The organism is Nocardia brasiliensis ATCC 700358, assembly GCF_000250675.2.
GTDB classification, from domain to species: Bacteria; Actinomycetota; Actinomycetes; order Mycobacteriales; family Mycobacteriaceae; genus Nocardia; species Nocardia brasiliensis_B.
Genome location: NC_018681.1, coordinates 6,703,578 through 6,719,739, shown reverse-complemented (window position 1 = coordinate 6,719,739; position 16,162 = coordinate 6,703,578). Strand labels below are relative to the sequence as shown.

The following is a 16,162-nucleotide window of genomic DNA, read 5'->3' as shown; positions in this document are numbered from 1 at the left end:
CTAGCGGTCGCGCACCTCGCGCGCCACGATGGCGGCCTGAACCCGTGACCGCACACCGAGTTTCGTCAGTACCCGGGAGACGTGGGTCTTCACGGTCGTCTCGCCGATGAACAGCTTGCCCGCGATCTGCGCGTTGGACAGTCCGTCGCCGAGACAGTCGAGCACCTCGCGTTCGCGTTCGGTGAGGTCGGCGAGCCCGTCCGGCTCCGGTTGCGCCGCATCGGGATTCACCGCGGCGAACGCCGAGATCACCGCCCGGGTCACCTCGGGGGCGAGCACGCCGTCGCCCGCGGCCACGGTGCGGACGGCGTCGATCAGCGCCTGCCCCGACGACGACTTGAGCACGAATCCCGACGCGCCGGCCCGCAGCGTCCGGAAGACGTACTCGTCCAGGTCGAACGTGGTCAGGATCAGTACCTTGGCGAGCCCGTCGGCGGTCACCCGCTCGGTCGCGGTGATGCCGTCGACCCCGGGCATGCGCACGTCCATCAGCACGACGTGCGGGCGCAGCGCCTTGGCCTGTGACACCGCGACGTCACCGTCGGCGGCCTCGCCGACCACCTCGATATCGTCCTCGGCGTCCAGGATCATCCGCAGTCCCGCGCGGATGGCGGCGTGGTCGTCGGCGATCAGCACCCGGATCGTCATGACCTGCTCGCGATCGAAACCGGCAGGGTCGCTTGCACTTCCCAGGTGCCGGCGTTCGCTCCGGCCGTGAAGCTGCCGCCCAGCGCCGCGGCCCGCTCGCGCATGTTGATCAAGCCACGGTGCGGGTCGCCGTTCTCGCTGCGGCGCACCGTGATCGCCGGTACCGGATTGCTGACCGCCACCCGCAGTTCTCCGTCCCGCGCACTCACGTCGATGTCGACCCCTTGTCCCGGTGCGTGTTTCATGGCGTTGGTCAAAGCCTCCTGGATGATGCGGTACGCGGTCTGGTCGACCGCGCTCGGCAGTTCGGTGTCGTCGAGGGCTTCGTGCACCCGCACCGCGATTCCGGCCGCGCGGGCGGCGTCGACCAGAATGGACAACTGCGCGAGCCGGCGCGGCGCGGCCACCTCGTCCTCGCCCTCCCCGTCGCTGCGCAGCAGGCCGATCATCGTCCGCATCTCCTGCAGGGCGCTGACGCTGTTGGTGCGGATGGACTGCATGATCCCGGTGACCGCGGCGTCGGGCTGCTTGCGGGTCAGCACTCCGAGCGCGGCCTCGGACTGGATCGCGATGGCCGAGAGATGGCCGGCGATCACGTCGTGCAGGTCACGGGCCATGGTGGTGCGCTCGTCGGCGATGGCCGCGCGACGGTCGAGTTCGGCCACCAGGGTCAGCGCCTGCGCCCGGGCCCGTTCGGCCGCGGCGATGTCCTTGTGCGTGCGCACCGAATTGGCCCACCACAGCGGCGTGGCGATGAACGCGAGCACCACCAGCAGCGCCAGTGAGATGGCCCGCAGGTCGTGCGCGACGACGGCGGTGACGAGCACCAGCAGCACCGAGAACGTGGCCCAGCCGATGATCACCCAGCGCGACGTGCGTTTCGCGGAATACAGCACCGCCGCGTACATCAGGTCGCCGTAGATCAACCACACCGGCACCGAGGGGCCGATCCAGATATCGGCACTCAGCGGGATCAGCCCGACGAGCATGGCGGGCACCGGCATTCGGCGCCGCGCCATCGTCAGCAGGCACAAGGGAGCGAGGATCGCGAGCCGGACCGGCACCGGCACACTGTGGCCGAGGTCGATCAGCGCGAACAGGTTCGACACGTACAGCGCCGTGCCGCCGGCGAACACCAGCAGCGCGCCCAGCGCATCCCGCGCTGTTCCCGGAATCTCCGACCATTGCCGCACGCTTCCATCTCAGCACAGCCCTGACCAGGCGCCATCCGCCGAAGTGATGACCGCACCGGCGGACGGACGAGACCTCGGTCTACCCTGGAGTGTGTGAATGTCGACGTCACTGCGCTACCCGGGATTGGAGTCCGAAAAGACTTCGAGGTGCGGTCGGGCCGCCGGATCGGCGTGGTCGCACACCGCGACGGCGACATCGACCTGATCGTCTCCAAACTCGACGATCCGGACGCCTGCGCGGCGCAGATTCCGCTGAGTACCGACGAGGCCGCCGTGCTGGCCAACCTGCTCGGTGCGCCCCAGCTCGTGGCCAAACTCAACGACGAGCACAGCGATCTGCCCGGCATCACCACCCGGCAGATGGCGATCGCGGAGGAGTCCCCCTACGCGGGCCGCACCCTCGGCGAGACCGCGATGCGCACCCGGACCAAGGTGTCGATCGTCGCGGTGATGCGCGCGGGGCAGTTGCATCCCTCGCCCGGACCGGATTTCACCTTCACCACGGGCGACCTGCTCGTGGTGGTCGGTACCCCGGAAGGCCTCGACGCGGCCGCGAAGATCTTGACCCACGGCTGAGCCCGTGACCGAAACCGCGCTCGCCCTGATCGAGCTCGGAGCGATTCTCTTTGCCCTCGGCATGTTCGGGCGGCTGGCGGGGCGCTTCGGGATGTCGCCGATCCCGCTGTATCTGCTCGGCGGTCTCGCGTTCGGTCAGGGCGGCTTCATCAAACTCACCGCCGCCAACGAATTCGGCCATGTGGCAGGCGAAATCGGCGTCGTGCTGTTGTTGCTGCTGCTCGGCCTGGAATACACCGCGCCGGAACTGGTGACCGGCCTGCGCCGCTCGTGGGCGGCGGGCCTGGTGGACATCGTCGCGAACGCGACGCCCGGCGTGGTGGTCGCGTTGATCCTCGGCTGGGGATTGATCGGCGCCGTCACCATGGGCGGGGTCACCTATATCTCGTCGTCGGGCATCGTGGCGAAGGTGCTCGACGACCTCGGGCGGCTGGGTAACCGGGAGACGCCGGTGATCCTGTCGATCCTGGTGTTCGAGGATCTGGCGATGGCGGTGTATCTGCCGATCCTCACCACCATCCTGGCCGGCGTGAGCTTCGTCGGCGGACTGAAATCGCTCGCCGTCGCGCTGACCGCGATCACGGTGGTGCTCGTGGTGGCGCTGCGCTACGGACGCTACGTCTCGGCCGTCGTGGACAGCAACGACCGCGAAGTGTTCCTGCTCAAGCTGCTCGGCGCGGCGCTGCTGGTGGCCGGGGTGGCCTCCGCGCTGAACGTGTCCGCGGCGGTCGGGGCGTTCCTGCTCGGTATCGCGATCTCCGGCTCGACCGCGCACGAGGCCGCGAAACTGCTGGAGCCGCTGCGTGATCTGTTCGCGGCGATCTTCTTCGTGGCGTTCGGCCTCACCACCGATCCGACGGCGATCCCGCCGGTGCTCGGCTGGGCGGTCGGGCTGGCCGTGGTCACCGTGCTGACCAAGGTCGCGACCGGCTGGTGGGCCGCGAGCAGGCAGGGCATCCGGCGGATGGGTCGCGCGCGGGCCGGCGCGGCGCTGGTCGCGCGTGGTGAGTTCTCGATCGTCATCGCGGGACTGGCGGTGACCGTCGGCGGGGTCGACGGCCAGCTGGCCGCGCTCGCCTCGGCGTACGTGCTGTTGATGGCGATTCTCGGGCCGATCGTGGCGCGGGTGGTGGAACCGGCCGTCGGCTTGGTGCAGCGGCGCACCAAGCCCGCTGTGCTCACCGGTTGAGCGCAACCGGCTCTTTCGCCGCCGTGCGCCGCTGCACCCAGCGGCCGAGCAGCGTCGCCAGCGCGCCGACGACGAAGCCGATGGCGGCCCCGCACAGGTGGCCGTAATCGGTGAAGGTCGGCCCGATCCACAAGGCCGCGACCAGCACCACGGTGAGCGTGCCCGCCCACAGCAGCCGGACCGGTCCGCGGAACCGGAACGCCATCGCGGCCAGCACCGCCGAAAAGCCGTAGCTGGTACCGACATCCGCAGCGACGGCCACCTTCAACGGGATGACGCCGCGGTCGATGGCGTGCGAGATACCGGTGACGGTGAGCAGCGTCGCGCCGATGTGCCCGGTGGCGAACAGCACGATCCAGCGGCCGGTGCCGAGCCAGCGTTCGGCATAGGCCATCACCACCAGGAAGCTGACGATGGTCGTCCACGGGAACCCGCCGTCGGTCCAGAACGCCGAGGCGACCAGCACCTGCACCGGGTTGTGCCGCATGTTGTAGAGATTGGTCGAAGCGGAAAAGATCAGCCTGCGCTCCACCGAGTCACCCACACCCCGCAACGTCCACCACGTGACGAACAGGGTGAACGCGTACGCGGTGCTGGCCGGGGCCGCGCCCAAATGGGTGCGGATCGCGGGAAGGATCCGGCGCACCAGCGCAGGACGGCGTAGCCAGTCCCACGCGGTGCGCAGCTCGGTCCTGAGGTCGATGGTCTGAGTCCAGGGCGACCGGAACTGGACCGGAGAGGCAACCACCAGCCAAGTGTGCCGTGTCGCCATGACGCAGGCACGCGACCCGCCCGGCGTGTGCGCTGAGTCACCGGCGGCGAGGCGGCGTCCATAACCTCGTTTCACACCCGGGCAACATTCGCTCCGAAGAACTGGCGCCTACCGCCTGGGCCGTTCCGGCGTAGACCTCGAAGACACCTCCCGTACCGCCCTCGACTCCGCCGACATCCCTGGCCTTGGGCCGTCCTGATCCGAGCGATGCCGAGCATGCCGCTGAACTGCGAAAATGTCGTTCGCCCCCGCGATTCGGAAGCCGTATTGTGGTGCAGGAGGTGTGATGGCGATGAATAAAGAACTTACGACGAAGGTCGCCGCGTGGCGTGCACTTCCGCTCGCGGAGAAGATACGTCGCCGTCGTGAATCTGTGATCGAGCACGTCGTCGGGAGCATGGCGATGGAAGGCGAACCGGTTTCCGCGGAATGGATTCGTCAGGCTCGGATGCGGCAACTGGCAGGCGGTTGATCTGCTACTAGGGGGAGGACGCATTGTCGGAGTCTGTAGAGGACGTCAGCAGCCTGACGCGTTGTTTCGACACCCCGTTCGGCACCAAGACGTACACCGAGATCTCCGACATGATCGCCGAGCCGCTGCGGGTTGCACTGGACGAGATTTCTCGGGGCGAGTTCACGCGGCTCCCCTTCGACACGGAACTCATTCGCGGGTTCCACTAGCGGATCCTGCAAGATGTGCTTCCTGATATCGCGGGCGAGTGGCGAACGTGCTCTGTTCGGGTCGGCAGCCACTATCCGCCGGAGCACTATCACGTACAGCGTCTCGTATGGGAGATGCCGGACAACGTTGATGCCCGGCTCGAATACGCCCACGGTGCGTTGGATCTCCAGATCGAGCTGCTGGCGTACATCGAAGCCGAGTTCCTGCACATTCATCCCTTCAAGGACTTCAACGGGCGCGCAGTGCGGATGATGCTGGCCGAGATGATGCAGCGCCTCGATCTTCCGGTCGTGCCGCTTTATGTCGATCGGGACTCCGACCAGTTCGAGGCCTACTTGTCGGCGCTGCGGGTCTACGACGTCGATCACTCGTTGGCACCGTTGACAGAGTTCTGGATCACGCAGAGATTCGGTGCACTCGAATAGCGCTACGGGGCTTGATCGGGACGTCACGGATGGAAGTGCCAGGGCCGCGGGCTGATTCGCGGTAGGTGCTCGAGATTCGGGTGAAGTGGCGGTGAAACTCCGGGCGGTGAGGGTGGGGGCATGTACAAGTTGCGAATTTTCAGGGTTGCGTTGGGGATTGCGCTGGGCGCGATGATGTTTGGGGCGGGGGCGGGGGCGGGGGCGGGGGCGGGGCCGGCGCAGGCGACCCGGCAGGTGTTTTCCGAGGTGGATACCAGTCCGGGGCAGGTGGGCTGCATTCTCGATGATCAGGAGGTGTTCTGTGTGGTGCACGGGTGGGCGATCACGCTGCCCGGGCCGAAACCGGACTGTGGGGGTTATGGGCCGTATCCGAAGTTCACGTTGCGTAATCAGGGGCCCGCGGAGGCGAGCTACAGCTGTACACAGATCGTGATGCTCGGGGAGCGGTTGCCGTTCCGCAAGATCATCGCCAGTGCTGCGATCACCTGTACCGGGTTGCCGCGGGAATCGGGTATCCAGTGCGTGAATGCCGAGTACGGGTTCAATGTGTCGCGAACCGAGTACACGCTGCGATGAGTGGGGGTCGATCGGGCTCGGCTCTGTGGCGAGGTCCGCTCAGTAGCCACGCCCACTGAGGCGGTTCGACGGGCCCGTCCGGAGTGCTGCCTCGGTCGGCGCTGCACGGACGCCGCCCGCCTATGCGAGTTGAGTGCGCGCCGCGAGTCGTTGCGCGCCACGCAGATCTTCGCTTGCCGCGCACGTAATTGCCTGCCGCGCAGGGCTTTGCATGCTGCGCACGTTATTTCCCGCCGCGCACGTAATTGCCTGCCGCGCAGGGCTTTGCTTGCCGCGCACGTATTTGCCTGCCGCGCACGTAATTGCCGACGAATCCGCGTGTGGCGCGACAATTCGCGCGCGGGAGCCAGGGCTTGCGGATCTATGTCCTGTCGCGTCCGCTGAGCCGACACTGACCCGGCTCCTCGGCCGCGAGTTCGGCTGCTCAGCAACGTGACCCCGTGGAGGCACGGGCGGATCGGTCTGCGGTATGACGCGTGACGATGCCGCCGGGGTTAACGTCGACCGCATGGCGCGCGGGACACGGTTCAGTAGAAGGCGGTTCGCTCAGCTGGGCGGGGTGATGCTGGCTTCGGCAGGGGCCGCGTCCGCGGGTGCGGCCCCTGCCGGGCTGGACGCGGTCAGGATTCCGACCGGCGTGGGCGTGTTCGAGGCGGTGGCCGCCGGACCGGCGCAGGGACGGGAAGTGTTGTTGCTGCATGGTTTTCCGGAGCTGGGTATCGAATGGGATCAGCAGCTGGGGGCGCTCGCCGCCGCAGGGTGCCGGGCGGTCGCGCCCGATCAGCGGGGGTATTCGCCGGGGGTGCGGCCCGGCCGGATCGAGGACTATCGGCTCGACCTGCTCGTGTCCGATGTGTGGGCGATCGCGGATGCCCTGGGTTGGCGACGGTTCGATCTGGTCGGGCACGACTGGGGTGCGGTCGTCGCGTGGGTCGCGGCGGCTGATCGTCCGGATCGAATCCGTTCGCTGACAGCGGTTTCCGTGCCGCACCCAGCCGCATTCGCCGACGCGCTGCGGAACGACCCTGCGCAGCAACAGGCTTCGGCCTACATGAACAGATTCCGGCAGCCGTCGCCGATCCCCGAGGACGCGATCCTCGCCGGTGGCCCGCCGAAGCTGACGGGCGTTCCGGAGTGGAAGAGCGCCGAGTATTTTCGCCGCCTAGCCGAGCCGGGCGCGCTCACCGCGGCGCTGAACTGGTACCGCGCCAACGACTTCGAGGGATACCGCAAGCTCGTCACGGTGCCGACGCTGTTCCTCGCCGCCCCCGACGATCGCATGGTCGCGATGTCGGGCATTCAGGCCACGAGAGACTGGGTCACCGGCCCGTACCGCCTCGAAGTCCTCGCCGACGCGGGCCACAACATCCCCGAACACGCCGCGGTCGCAACTTCCGCCCACCTGCTCGCCCACCTGTTGTCCGTCCCTTCCTGACCCTGCGCACCCTTTCTGCGGCTTCGCACCCGCTAGGGCACGCCACAGCGGGTGCGAAGCCGCAGAAATAGTGCGGGAAGGTGGAACTCGGTCGTCGGGTGGGGACGCACTACAGTGCGGGGCAGGGAAACGTTGGAGGCTTGGAAATGCGCCGAATGAAAGCTTTTTCGATCGTATTCGCTTTGGGTGCAGGAATTCTCGCGGGATGTGGGGATAGTGAGAGTGCGGATCAGGGCTATTGTGACGCCTTGAAGGATCTGGGTAGTGGGAGTTATGTGCCCGATACCGCGAATTCGGAGACCGTGCCCAAGATGCGCAAGCTCGCCGGGCTGGCACCGGACGAGATCAAGGCCGACTGGAACGAACTCGCGGACTCGCAGGAAAAGCTCATGGCGGCGACCACGCCGGACCCTTCGGCCGCGCAGGCCGATATCGGTGCGGTGGCGCAGCGCATCGTCGACTACAACCAGCAGACTTGCGTGCGGTGAATGATGCTGCGCGAGAAGCCACGAGCGGCGCTCAGGAGCTGAGTTCGGGTCGCCGGAACCGGTGCGCCCGCAGCGTGACGTCCCGGTGCCGCACCAGGCGCAGCGTGGCAGCCGTTGGCCTGCTGGGCTTTCCGACGATCAGCGTCGGATCGTGGCGCAGGATGCGCACTTCCAGGTCGACGGTATCGGGTGCGAGTGCGGCGCCGAATTGTTCGGCGAGCGCGTGCCGTAGCCCGCGCAGCTGGTCCAGGGCGTCGACCTGCCTGCCCGCGCGATACAGGGCGAGCGCGTGCAGCCTGGTCAGTGGCTCGTGCAGCGGGTATTCGCCCGCGAGCACGGCCATGGTTCGCAGATGTTCCGCGCCGGAACCGACCCGCAGCGCGGAATCCAGTCCGGCGATGGTCAATTCGAGCCGCCACTCGTCCAACCGGGCGGCCTCGACCTCCGCGTACGGCGTCCAGCGCAGGTCGGCGAGCGCAGGTCCGCGCCACAGGCGCAACGCTTCGTCGGCGGCCGCATGGGCGGTGACGTGCTGCCCGGCGCGGCGTGCGGCGTGCAGGCGGTCCGCGATCGATTCGGCGGCGAGCAGGTCACCCGCGACGATCGTGGTCCGGTAGCCCGCGGGGGTGCGCAGCACGGCGCCGCCGTGCGGGCCCAACGCCGAACGCAGCCGCGACACCACGACGCGTAACCGTTCGATCGGTCGCGAGAGTTCACCCTCGCCCCACAGATCGGCGGCGAGCCGTCGATCCGGAACCGGCACACCACCGGCGAGCGCCAGCCGCACCAGGGCCGCACGCTCGAGCGGCCGATCCACCCCGATCACCGTGTCACCGGCGGTGACCTGCACCGGGCCGAGGATCCGCAGCTGCGCCGACGCCGGTGCGGCATCCGGCAGCGGACAGGTGGCCGGCGCGGTCATGTCTGCCACTGCGTGCTCGCGGCCGGGCCGACGAGGGTCACCCCGTAGCGGGCGAACTCGGCCTCGATCTCCGCCCGCTCGCGACGTCGCGTGGCGGCGGGCGGCAGGACTCGGCCGGTGGCCGCGGTGCCGAATGCCCGGTGCGCCTTCTCGATTCCGGCGGGCGTGTACTGGTGCAGCACGCGGGCCGTGTCGGTGTGCACCCGGAATCCGTGCTGGATACCGCGCGGCAGCCAGACCGAGGTGCCGGGACCTGCCGCTATCCGATCGAGTCCGCGATGCATCGTCACCTCACCCTCCAGGACGAAACACAGTTCGTCTTCTCGTGAATGCAGATGGATCGGCGGTTCGCTGCCACGCGGCACCACCATCTCCGCGACCGAGAGCACCCCGCCGGTGGTCTCGCCGAGCTGATGCCAGACGATCAGGCACCCGAACGCCCACTCGGCGATCGGCTCGTACGGCCCGAGCTCGTGACGTCGTTGTTCCGGCAAGGCGCTCCTCGATTCGTGATCCGCTGAGAACCATGCTCGATGCGCCGAGCCGAGAACGGAAACACCGATCGGCTGTCGGATCTACAATCCTGGCTTGTGGATGTGGAACTCCGGCACCTGCGCGCTTTCCACGTACTTGCGACCGAGCTGAACTTCACCAAGGCGGCCGCGCGCCTGCACCTGACCCAGCAGGCGTTGAGCAACCAGATCAAACAGCTCGAAACCCGGATCGGCGCAACGCTTTTCCAACGCAGCACCCGGCAGGTGACGCTCACCGACGCGGGCCGCACGCTGCTGGCCAGGGTGCCCGACATCCTCGACACGGTCGGCGCGGCGATCGCCGATACCCGTGAGACCGAATCGGGGGAGCGCACCGAATTGCGGATCGGCATCCGCGGCGTTACCGGATTGGACGTCACGCCGCGGATGCTGCGGGCCTTCGCCGCCGAATACCCGCATGTCGCATTGACCGTCGGCAAGGTCGAATTCGACGACCCGAGCGCGGGCGTGCTGGCGGGCACCGCCGACTTGGGGCTCATCTGGTTGCCCGCGCCCGACGGTCTCGAGATCACGCCCTTGCTCGCCGAGGAGCGCATCGCACTGCTCTCCGCCGACGATCCGCTGGCCGCGAGTCCGGCGGTCGCGCCCGCGGACCTGGCCGTCCAGCCGTTCGCCTGGTGGACCGACAACCGGCACCTGGCGGCCCAGCATTTCATGACGCTGGGCGACTACCGCGACGGCCCGCCGACCATCGGCGCCTACGTCACCACCCTCGAGGATCTGCTCGCCGCGGTCGGCAGCGGCCAGGCGGTCGCCGTGTCGGTGGCCTCGGTCGCGCACTTCTTTCCGTGGTCGGGCGTCGTCGCCCGACCGCTGCGCGATGTCGCCCCCTCGGTGCTGGCCCTCGCCGTTCGCGAAGGCGACACCCGCCCCCTGGTCTCCGCGTTCGCCCGCATCGCGGCCAAGGTCGCCGCCGAACTCGTCGCCGAAGGCACCTGCGCTCCCGCCTCGTAACCGAAACCCTTGCGCCACTGCGCATTCGAACGAAAAAACCCCGCATGCGGTGCGCGCATGCGGGGCGTTCTCGTACTGTTCCTAGTCCAGGTAGTCGCGCAGGACCTGGGAGCGGCTGGGGTGGCGCAGCTTGCTCATGGTCTTGGACTCGATCTGGCGGATGCGTTCCCGGGTGACCCCGTAGACCTGGCCGATCTCGTCCAGGGTGCGCGGCTGACCGTCGGTGAGGCCGAAGCGCAGCCGGACCACGCCCGCCTCGCGCTCGGACAGCGTCTCCAGCACCGACTGCAGCTGATCCTGCAGCAGCGTGAAGCTCACCGCGTCGACGGCGACCACGGCCTCGGAGTCCTCGATGAAGTCACCGAGCTGGCTGTCGCCCTCGTCGCCGATGGTCTGGTCCAGCGAGATGGGCTCACGCGCGTACTGCTGGATCTCCAGCACCTTCTCCGGCGTGATGTCCATTTCCTTGGCCAGCTCCTCCGGGGTGGGCTCACGGCCCAGGTCCTGGAGCAGCTCGCGCTGGATGCGGCCGAGCTTGTTGATGACCTCCACCATGTGCACCGGGATGCGGATGGTGCGGGCCTGGTCGGCCATGGCGCGGGTGATGGCCTGCCGGATCCACCAGGTGGCGTACGTGGAGAACTTGTAGCCCTTGGTGTAGTCGAACTTCTCGACGGCACGGATCAGACCCAGGTTGCCCTCCTGGATCAGGTCCAGGAACGCCATGCCGCGGCCGGTGTAGCGCTTGGCCAGCGAGACGACCAGGCGCAGGTTGGCTTCCAGCAGATGGTTCTTGGCCCGGTTGCCGTCGCGGACGATCCAGTTGTAGTCGCGGCGCATCGCGACCGGCAGCTTCTCGCCCTGCTCGGTGAACTCGCGCACCTTCTCCGCCGCATAGAGGCCCGCCTCGATCCGCTTGGCGAGTTCGACCTCCTCTTCGGCGTTGAGCAGCGCGACCTTGCCGATCTGCTTGAGGTAGGCGCGCACCGAGTCGGCCGAGGCGGTGAGCTCGGCGTCCTTGCGGGCCTGGCGCAGGGCCTCGGATTCCTCTTCGTCCCAGACGAAATCGCCGGAGGCCTTGTCGGCGGCGGAAGGCTCCACCTCTTCCTCGGCGGCCTCGGCCACTTCCTCGACGACGAGGTCTTCGGCCTCCTCGGTCAGGTCGTCCTCGGAGACCTCGAGATCGCCGAGATCCTCGATGTCGAGCGACTCGTCGTCGATGGCCTCGTCGGCACCGGGCTCGCCGTCGCCGCCCACCTTCTTGGTGCCGGCTTTCTTGGCCGGCGCCTTGGCCGCCTTGGCGGCGGCCTTCTTCGCGGGTGCCTTCTTGGCCGCGGCCTTCTTCGCGGGGGCCTTCTTCGCGGCAGCCGCCTTACGGACCGGCCGTGCTTCGGTTACATCTGCGGAATCGGCCTCGGCCGAATCGGCGGTCTGACGGGTATTCGTGGCTACCACGTACGCCCTTTCGTGACGGTCTCGTGCGGCGTCACGCCAGAGTGGTCTTCCGGCGGAGCGGTCTGTCGGGTTTCACCGGCGGAGGGCCGGTCGGGTTGCACCGGCTCACGACTGCGTCGTGGGCCGAGGGCGCTGTGCCTGTGATTCACTCGCTTGCGGTCGTGAACAGGCCGGGCACGTTCCATTGTAACGATCTAACCAGGGTACCTTCGCCCGCGATGTCGCCTACGGTGCGGGAGCGTTTACGGATTCTCGCATGCCGCGCCCATGTTATGGCGCGATACCGGCATCGATGGCCATCGCCGCGCCGACGATGCCCGCGGTGTTCTTCAGATGCGCGGGGATGACCTGAGTTCGATTGGTGAGCAACGGAATCCACAGGTCGGCATCGCGGCTGATCCCGCCGCCCGCGACGAATACTTTCGGCCAGAAGAGATTTTCCAGGCCGATCAGGATGGTGCTGACCTCGGCGGCCCACTGTTCGTAGCTGAGACCGTCGCGATCCTTGATCGACGCGGCGGCGCGATGTTCGGTCTCCATGCCGCCGACCTCGAGGTGGCCGAGTTCGCTGTTGGCCACCAGCGTGCCCTGGTACAGCAGGGCCGAGCCGATGCCGGTGCCGAAGGTCAGCAGCAGCACGAGCCCGTCGAAATCCTTTGCCGCGCCGTAGCGGTCCTCGGCCAGGCCGGCCGCGTCCGCGTCGTTGAGCACGGTGACGGGACGGCCGTCCAGCGCGGTCGAGAACAACGCGCGCGCGTCGGTGCCCACCCACGCCTTGTCGATGTTGGCGGCGGTGCGGGCGACGCCGTCGAGCACCACCGACGGCAGCGTGATGCCGACCGGACCGTCCCAATCGGCTTGCGCGACCAGCTTTGCCACCGCGTCGGCGACCGCCTGCGGGGTGGACGGCTGCGGTGTCGCGATCTTGATCCGTTCGTGGACCAGCTCGCCGGTGGCCAGATCCACCGCGCCACCTTTGACGCCGCTGCCGCCGATATCGATGCCGAATGCGTGCCCCCGAGCGGACATGACCAACCCCTCGTTCCTGTGTCTGGCGGGTGTGGAGCACAACGCCGGGGCACAGGCTCCTACCGCGTCGGCGCACGCATTTGCGGTGAGGTGCCCGACGACGGCGTTGTGTCGTGCACGACAAGAGTAATGCGCGATCGATGCTGCGCGTTCCCGAGGATCTGTGATGCGATGGAGAGCGTGCCGGAAACCTCATCACCAGTGTCCGACTACACCTCCGAGATCATCGTCGCCCGCGGCGACGAGGCCGAACTGCGCAGAGTCGCGGTCGACCTCGCCGAAACCGCCGCCGCCCACGTCCGTGCCCGCCGCCCCGAGGTCTTCGGGCAGGCCGGTGGCCCCGCGGACGGCGCGGTGCAGGTCAAGGCCCACCCGACCGATCCGGTGACCATCGTGGACACCGAGACCGAAGACCTGATCCGCGGCCTGCTCGCCGAGCAGAGACCGGGTGATCCGATCCTCGGCGAGGAGGGCGGTGGCACGCTCGCCGACTCGGCCGCCGACGTCGTGCACTGGGTGGTCGACCCGATCGACGGCACGGTCAACTTCCTGTACGGCATTCCGGGCTACGCGGTGTCGGTGGCGGCGCTGCGGGGTGGCAGGCCGGTCGCGGGCGCGGTGGTCGACGTGGCGCGCCGGGCCACCTACAGCGCCGGCCTCGGCCTCGGTGCGATCCGCGTCGACGCCGACGGCGCGGTCGAGCACCTGAGCTGCACGCCGGTCGAGACCGTCTCGATGTCGTTGGTGGCCACCGGTTTCGCCTACGGCAAGCACCGGCGCACGCGACAGGCGCAACTGATCGGCGAGGTGCTGCCGCAGGTGCGCGACATCCGCAGGCTCGGCGCGGCCGCCCTGGACCTGTGCCACGTCGCGGCGGGCCGGGTGGACGCCTATTTCGAGCACGGCCTCAACGCGTGGGACTGGGGCGCCGGTGCGCTCATCGCGGCGGAAGCGGGCGCGCGGCTCACCCTGCCGCCCGCCACCGCGACCAGCGCGGCGGGCGACCTCGTGCTCGCCGCCGCGCCGGGCATCGCCGACGAACTGGCCGAGCTGCTCGAGCGGATCGGCGCGACCGAGCCGATTCCCGACCGGTAGAGACGACTGTGCCCCTCGAAACCGGGCGGTCTCGAGGGGCACAGGAGCGACGGCGGGGCGCCGCGAGCTAGCAGCGCGCCTGGCGGGCGGCGTCGAGCAGCTTGATATCGATCTGCGGCGGTCCACCCGGCGCGGGGTTCTTCAGCGACCGCAACACCTCTTCGGCGTCGTTGCTGGGCCGGATGTCCCGGAACAGCGAGCCGAGCACCATGTCCACGGTGTCGTCGCTGCGCTGGTCCTCGATCAGCTCGGCGCACGGCACCACCAGCTGCACCGAGGCGGCGGCCGGACGGCCGTTCACGCCGAACCGGATCTGGCCGGTGCACTCGAGGTCACCGTTGACGTACACCGAATCGTTGCCGAACTGCGTCCCGGGCGCGCTGGCGAACCCGAGATCGCCGAACTGGGCCGCGACATGGGCGGCCTGGCCGCGCTGGTTGTTCGCGTTCAGCACGCGGACCTTGGCGGCGGCCAGCGGCGCCGGTTCCACGTCCTGTAACCGCCCGTTGCCGACCCGCTGGCCGAGCGCGACGGGCTGCCCGGCGCCGGGATCGGTGGCCGGGCTCGGCGAGTTGCAGGCCATCGCGCTGGTGTCGCGTTCGGTCGTCGTCAGTGCCTTGACCCACACGATCGTGCAGATCAGCAGCAGGACGCCGAGCATGATGAGCCAGGGCTGCGGTCGTCGGCGGAGGAAGGGCCTGCCCTGGGAATCCACGGGGCGGCCTTCGGTGATCAGTGAAACCACCAGCACACTCTACGAAAAGGATTCGGGTCCGGGCGCAGGCAGGCCGACGGAGTTCGGGGCCGCGGTGCGAGCTGGGCCGACGCTGCCCGGCCCGGGCGTGGTGCGCGCGGGCGGGCCGCGAACCGGGCCGCGGTGCCCGGCAACCGCGCCTCAGGTCTCGGTGAGTTCGACGGGAGGTGTCGATTACCCGTCGGTTTCGAATCGTCTGTGTTTTGATTGCGACTTTTGTCGCGGGGTCCGCTATTGTCTGGCGGCCCAGATCGAATCGCCGGTGGCGAAATTGGTGGTCGGTCGCGGGAACAAGTAGGGCATGTCCTGCGTTTACCGAGCGCTATCCGGAGTGGATCAGCCCGATCCGCCCTGATGAGTGACCGGTGTGCGTGTGACGTGCACCACCGGCGGGGCGGTACGAGTCACGGCGATTCCGCAGGGAATCGGTGTGAGTGGACCGGTCCGGGATATACGAAGTAAGGACGAGGGGAAGACGACATGGCAACCGACTATGACGCACCGAGGCGCACCGAAACCGACGACGTGTCGGAAGATTCGCTGGAGGAGCTGAAGGCTCGTCGTAACGAGGCACAGTCCGCCGTCGTGGATATCGACGAATCCGATACCGCGGAGTCGTTCGAGCTTCCCGGCGCGGACCTGTCCGAGGAAGTGCTGACGGTTCGGGTGATCCCGAAGCAGGCCGACGAGTTCACCTGCTCCAGCTGTTTCCTCGTGCACCACCGCAGCAGGCTGGCCAGCGAGAAGGGCGGTCAGATGATTTGCATGGACTGCGCGGCCTGAGCACGAGCACACCCGCTCGGCCCACGATCTCGATGAGGGTTCAGGCCATCAGCCCGCGCTCGGCACTCCGAGCGCGGCCAGGACCCGTTCCGGCCTGCGTGTACTGACCAGCCAGTACGGCGTCGGGTCATCGGGATCGTCGAGCACGAGCAACACCATCGGCCCGATCCACGGCCGGTGCTGTACGTAGGCGGCGGGGTCGAGCTGGCGACCCAGCGCCGCACTTTTCGCCGTGTGGGCAACGACGGCCGCACGGGCAACGAAATTCACCGGCAGGTGGGCGCGGTCGGCGCGCAGTTCGAGCGTGCCCGCGGAATCCGGCGCGACCTCCACCCGGTGCCTGCTCAGCCAGAGCAGCACCCACACCGGTACCGGGAACAGCAGCACGTAAGGCAGCCAGGCGCGCAGACCCGGTGCGCCCATATGGATTTCGGCAGCCAGCAAGCCGGTTACGGCGAAGGCCACCGGCCACCACCACAGCGGCACCCAGAGGCGCTCGCGGTACGGCTGCGGGCTCGGCTGTTTCTCGTCCATAGTCACTGGGTTGGGCTGGTCCGACACGAGTCAACACTAAGTCACGTCTGTCCGAGCTGTACGCGTAGGCTCGACCAACGTGAGGGAGCGAAGCGAGC

The 16,162-nt window shown here is 68.4% G+C and carries 20 protein-coding genes; 11 read left to right on the top strand and 9 right to left on the bottom strand.

Annotated features, from left to right (window positions below; genetic code table 11):
- Together O3I_RS29700 and O3I_RS29695 are read right to left on the bottom strand one after the other, a co-directional pair.
- A complete protein-coding gene (locus O3I_RS29700; RefSeq protein WP_014986714.1) occupies nt 1-648 on the bottom strand; it encodes a response regulator in 648 nt (215 codons plus the stop codon).
- Nucleotides 645-1,841, bottom strand: a complete 1,197-nt coding sequence (locus O3I_RS29695; protein WP_014986713.1) for a sensor histidine kinase — start codon at nt 1,839-1,841, stop codon at nt 645-647. Before O3I_RS29695 ends, O3I_RS29700 begins: the two co-directional genes overlap by 4 nt.
- Before the next feature lie 93 nt (nt 1,842-1,934).
- Between O3I_RS29695 and O3I_RS29690 the strand changes: the two genes are divergently transcribed.
- Entirely contained in the window at nt 1,935-2,417 is a 483-nt protein-coding gene (locus tag O3I_RS29690) for a cation:proton antiporter regulatory subunit (protein ID WP_041562956.1), read from the top strand.
- A 4-nt stretch (nt 2,418-2,421) separates the two neighbouring features.
- Nucleotides 2,422-3,606, top strand: coding sequence for a cation:proton antiporter (locus tag O3I_RS29685; RefSeq protein WP_014986711.1), 1,185 nt, complete (start codon nt 2,422-2,424; stop codon nt 3,604-3,606).
- On the opposite strand, the gene O3I_RS29680 is transcribed toward O3I_RS29685, so the two are convergent.
- On the bottom strand, nt 3,596-4,354 hold the full coding sequence (locus tag O3I_RS29680; RefSeq protein WP_141692225.1) for a rhomboid family intramembrane serine protease: 759 nt from the start codon (nt 4,352-4,354) through the stop codon (nt 3,596-3,598). The two genes, O3I_RS29685 and O3I_RS29680, sit on opposite strands and share 11 nt — an antisense overlap.
- Before the next feature lie 310 nt (nt 4,355-4,664).
- Between O3I_RS29680 and O3I_RS44185 the strand changes: the two genes are divergently transcribed.
- From O3I_RS44185 to O3I_RS29660, 6 genes are all read left to right on the top strand, one after another.
- On the top strand, nt 4,665-4,850 hold the full coding sequence (locus O3I_RS44185) for a hypothetical protein (protein WP_237748152.1): 186 nt from the start codon (nt 4,665-4,667) through the stop codon (nt 4,848-4,850).
- A gap of 23 nt (nt 4,851-4,873) precedes the next feature.
- Entirely contained in the window at nt 4,874-5,059 is a 186-nt protein-coding gene (locus tag O3I_RS46545; RefSeq protein ID WP_014986709.1) for a hypothetical protein, read from the top strand.
- A gap of 15 nt (nt 5,060-5,074) precedes the next feature.
- A complete protein-coding gene (locus O3I_RS29675; protein ID WP_237748151.1) occupies nt 5,075-5,485 on the top strand; it encodes a Fic family protein in 411 nt (136 codons plus the stop codon).
- Between the two features lie 120 nt (nt 5,486-5,605).
- Entirely contained in the window at nt 5,606-6,061 is a 456-nt protein-coding gene (locus O3I_RS29670; protein WP_014986707.1) for a hypothetical protein, read from the top strand.
- Nucleotides 6,062-6,569: 508 nt separating this feature from the next.
- Nucleotides 6,570-7,496 (top strand): alpha/beta fold hydrolase, encoded by a 927-nt coding sequence (locus O3I_RS29665; protein ID WP_081594335.1) that lies wholly within the window; start codon nt 6,570-6,572, stop codon nt 7,494-7,496.
- Between the two features lie 248 nt (nt 7,497-7,744).
- Complete coding sequence (locus tag O3I_RS29660) at nt 7,745-7,984, top strand: hypothetical protein (RefSeq protein WP_141692227.1); 240 nt, start codon at nt 7,745-7,747, stop codon at nt 7,982-7,984.
- 31 nt (nt 7,985-8,015) lie between these two features.
- Here the strand turns inward: O3I_RS29660 and O3I_RS29655 are convergent, their stop codons facing one another.
- Both O3I_RS29655 and O3I_RS43090 read right to left on the bottom strand, forming a co-directional pair.
- A complete protein-coding gene (locus tag O3I_RS29655; protein ID WP_014986704.1) occupies nt 8,016-8,906 on the bottom strand; it encodes an AfsR/SARP family transcriptional regulator in 891 nt (296 codons plus the stop codon).
- Nucleotides 8,903-9,400, bottom strand: a complete 498-nt coding sequence (locus O3I_RS43090) for a cupin domain-containing protein (protein WP_014986703.1) — start codon at nt 9,398-9,400, stop codon at nt 8,903-8,905. The genes O3I_RS29655 and O3I_RS43090 overlap by 4 nt, the downstream gene beginning before the upstream one ends.
- A gap of 96 nt (nt 9,401-9,496) precedes the next feature.
- Between O3I_RS43090 and O3I_RS29645 the strand changes: the two genes are divergently transcribed.
- Nucleotides 9,497-10,414: a LysR family transcriptional regulator gene (locus O3I_RS29645; protein ID WP_167829189.1), complete on the top strand. Its 918-nt coding sequence runs from the start codon at nt 9,497-9,499 to the stop codon at nt 10,412-10,414.
- Between the two features lie 81 nt (nt 10,415-10,495).
- Here the strand turns inward: O3I_RS29645 and O3I_RS29640 are convergent, their stop codons facing one another.
- A complete protein-coding gene (locus O3I_RS29640; protein WP_014986701.1) occupies nt 10,496-11,869 on the bottom strand; it encodes an RNA polymerase sigma factor in 1,374 nt (457 codons plus the stop codon).
- 270 nt (nt 11,870-12,139) lie between these two features.
- Nucleotides 12,140-12,898 carry a polyphosphate--glucose phosphotransferase gene (gene ppgK, locus O3I_RS29635; protein WP_014986700.1) on the bottom strand — a complete coding sequence of 253 codons (759 nt, stop codon included), beginning with the start codon at nt 12,896-12,898 and terminating at the stop codon, nt 12,140-12,142.
- A gap of 171 nt (nt 12,899-13,069) precedes the next feature.
- Here ppgK and O3I_RS29630 point away from each other — a divergent pair, with 171 nt between their 5' ends.
- Entirely contained in the window at nt 13,070-13,993 is a 924-nt protein-coding gene (locus O3I_RS29630; protein WP_041562955.1) for an inositol monophosphatase family protein, read from the top strand.
- Nucleotides 13,994-14,060: 67 nt separating this feature from the next.
- Here O3I_RS29630 and cei read toward each other — a convergent pair whose 3' ends face one another.
- The gene (gene cei / locus O3I_RS29625; RefSeq protein WP_029899980.1) at nt 14,061-14,738 is read right to left on the bottom strand and encodes an envelope integrity protein Cei; all 678 of its coding nucleotides are present in this window, start codon (nt 14,736-14,738) and stop codon (nt 14,061-14,063) included.
- Nucleotides 14,739-15,227: 489 nt separating this feature from the next.
- Here cei and O3I_RS29620 point away from each other — a divergent pair, with 489 nt between their 5' ends.
- On the top strand, nt 15,228-15,530 hold the full coding sequence (locus tag O3I_RS29620; protein ID WP_014986697.1) for a DUF4193 domain-containing protein: 303 nt from the start codon (nt 15,228-15,230) through the stop codon (nt 15,528-15,530).
- 48 nt (nt 15,531-15,578) lie between these two features.
- Here O3I_RS29620 and O3I_RS29615 read toward each other — a convergent pair whose 3' ends face one another.
- A complete protein-coding gene (locus O3I_RS29615; protein WP_014986696.1) occupies nt 15,579-16,064 on the bottom strand; it encodes a DUF3093 domain-containing protein in 486 nt (161 codons plus the stop codon).
- Between the last annotated feature and the right edge of the window lie 98 nt (nt 16,065-16,162).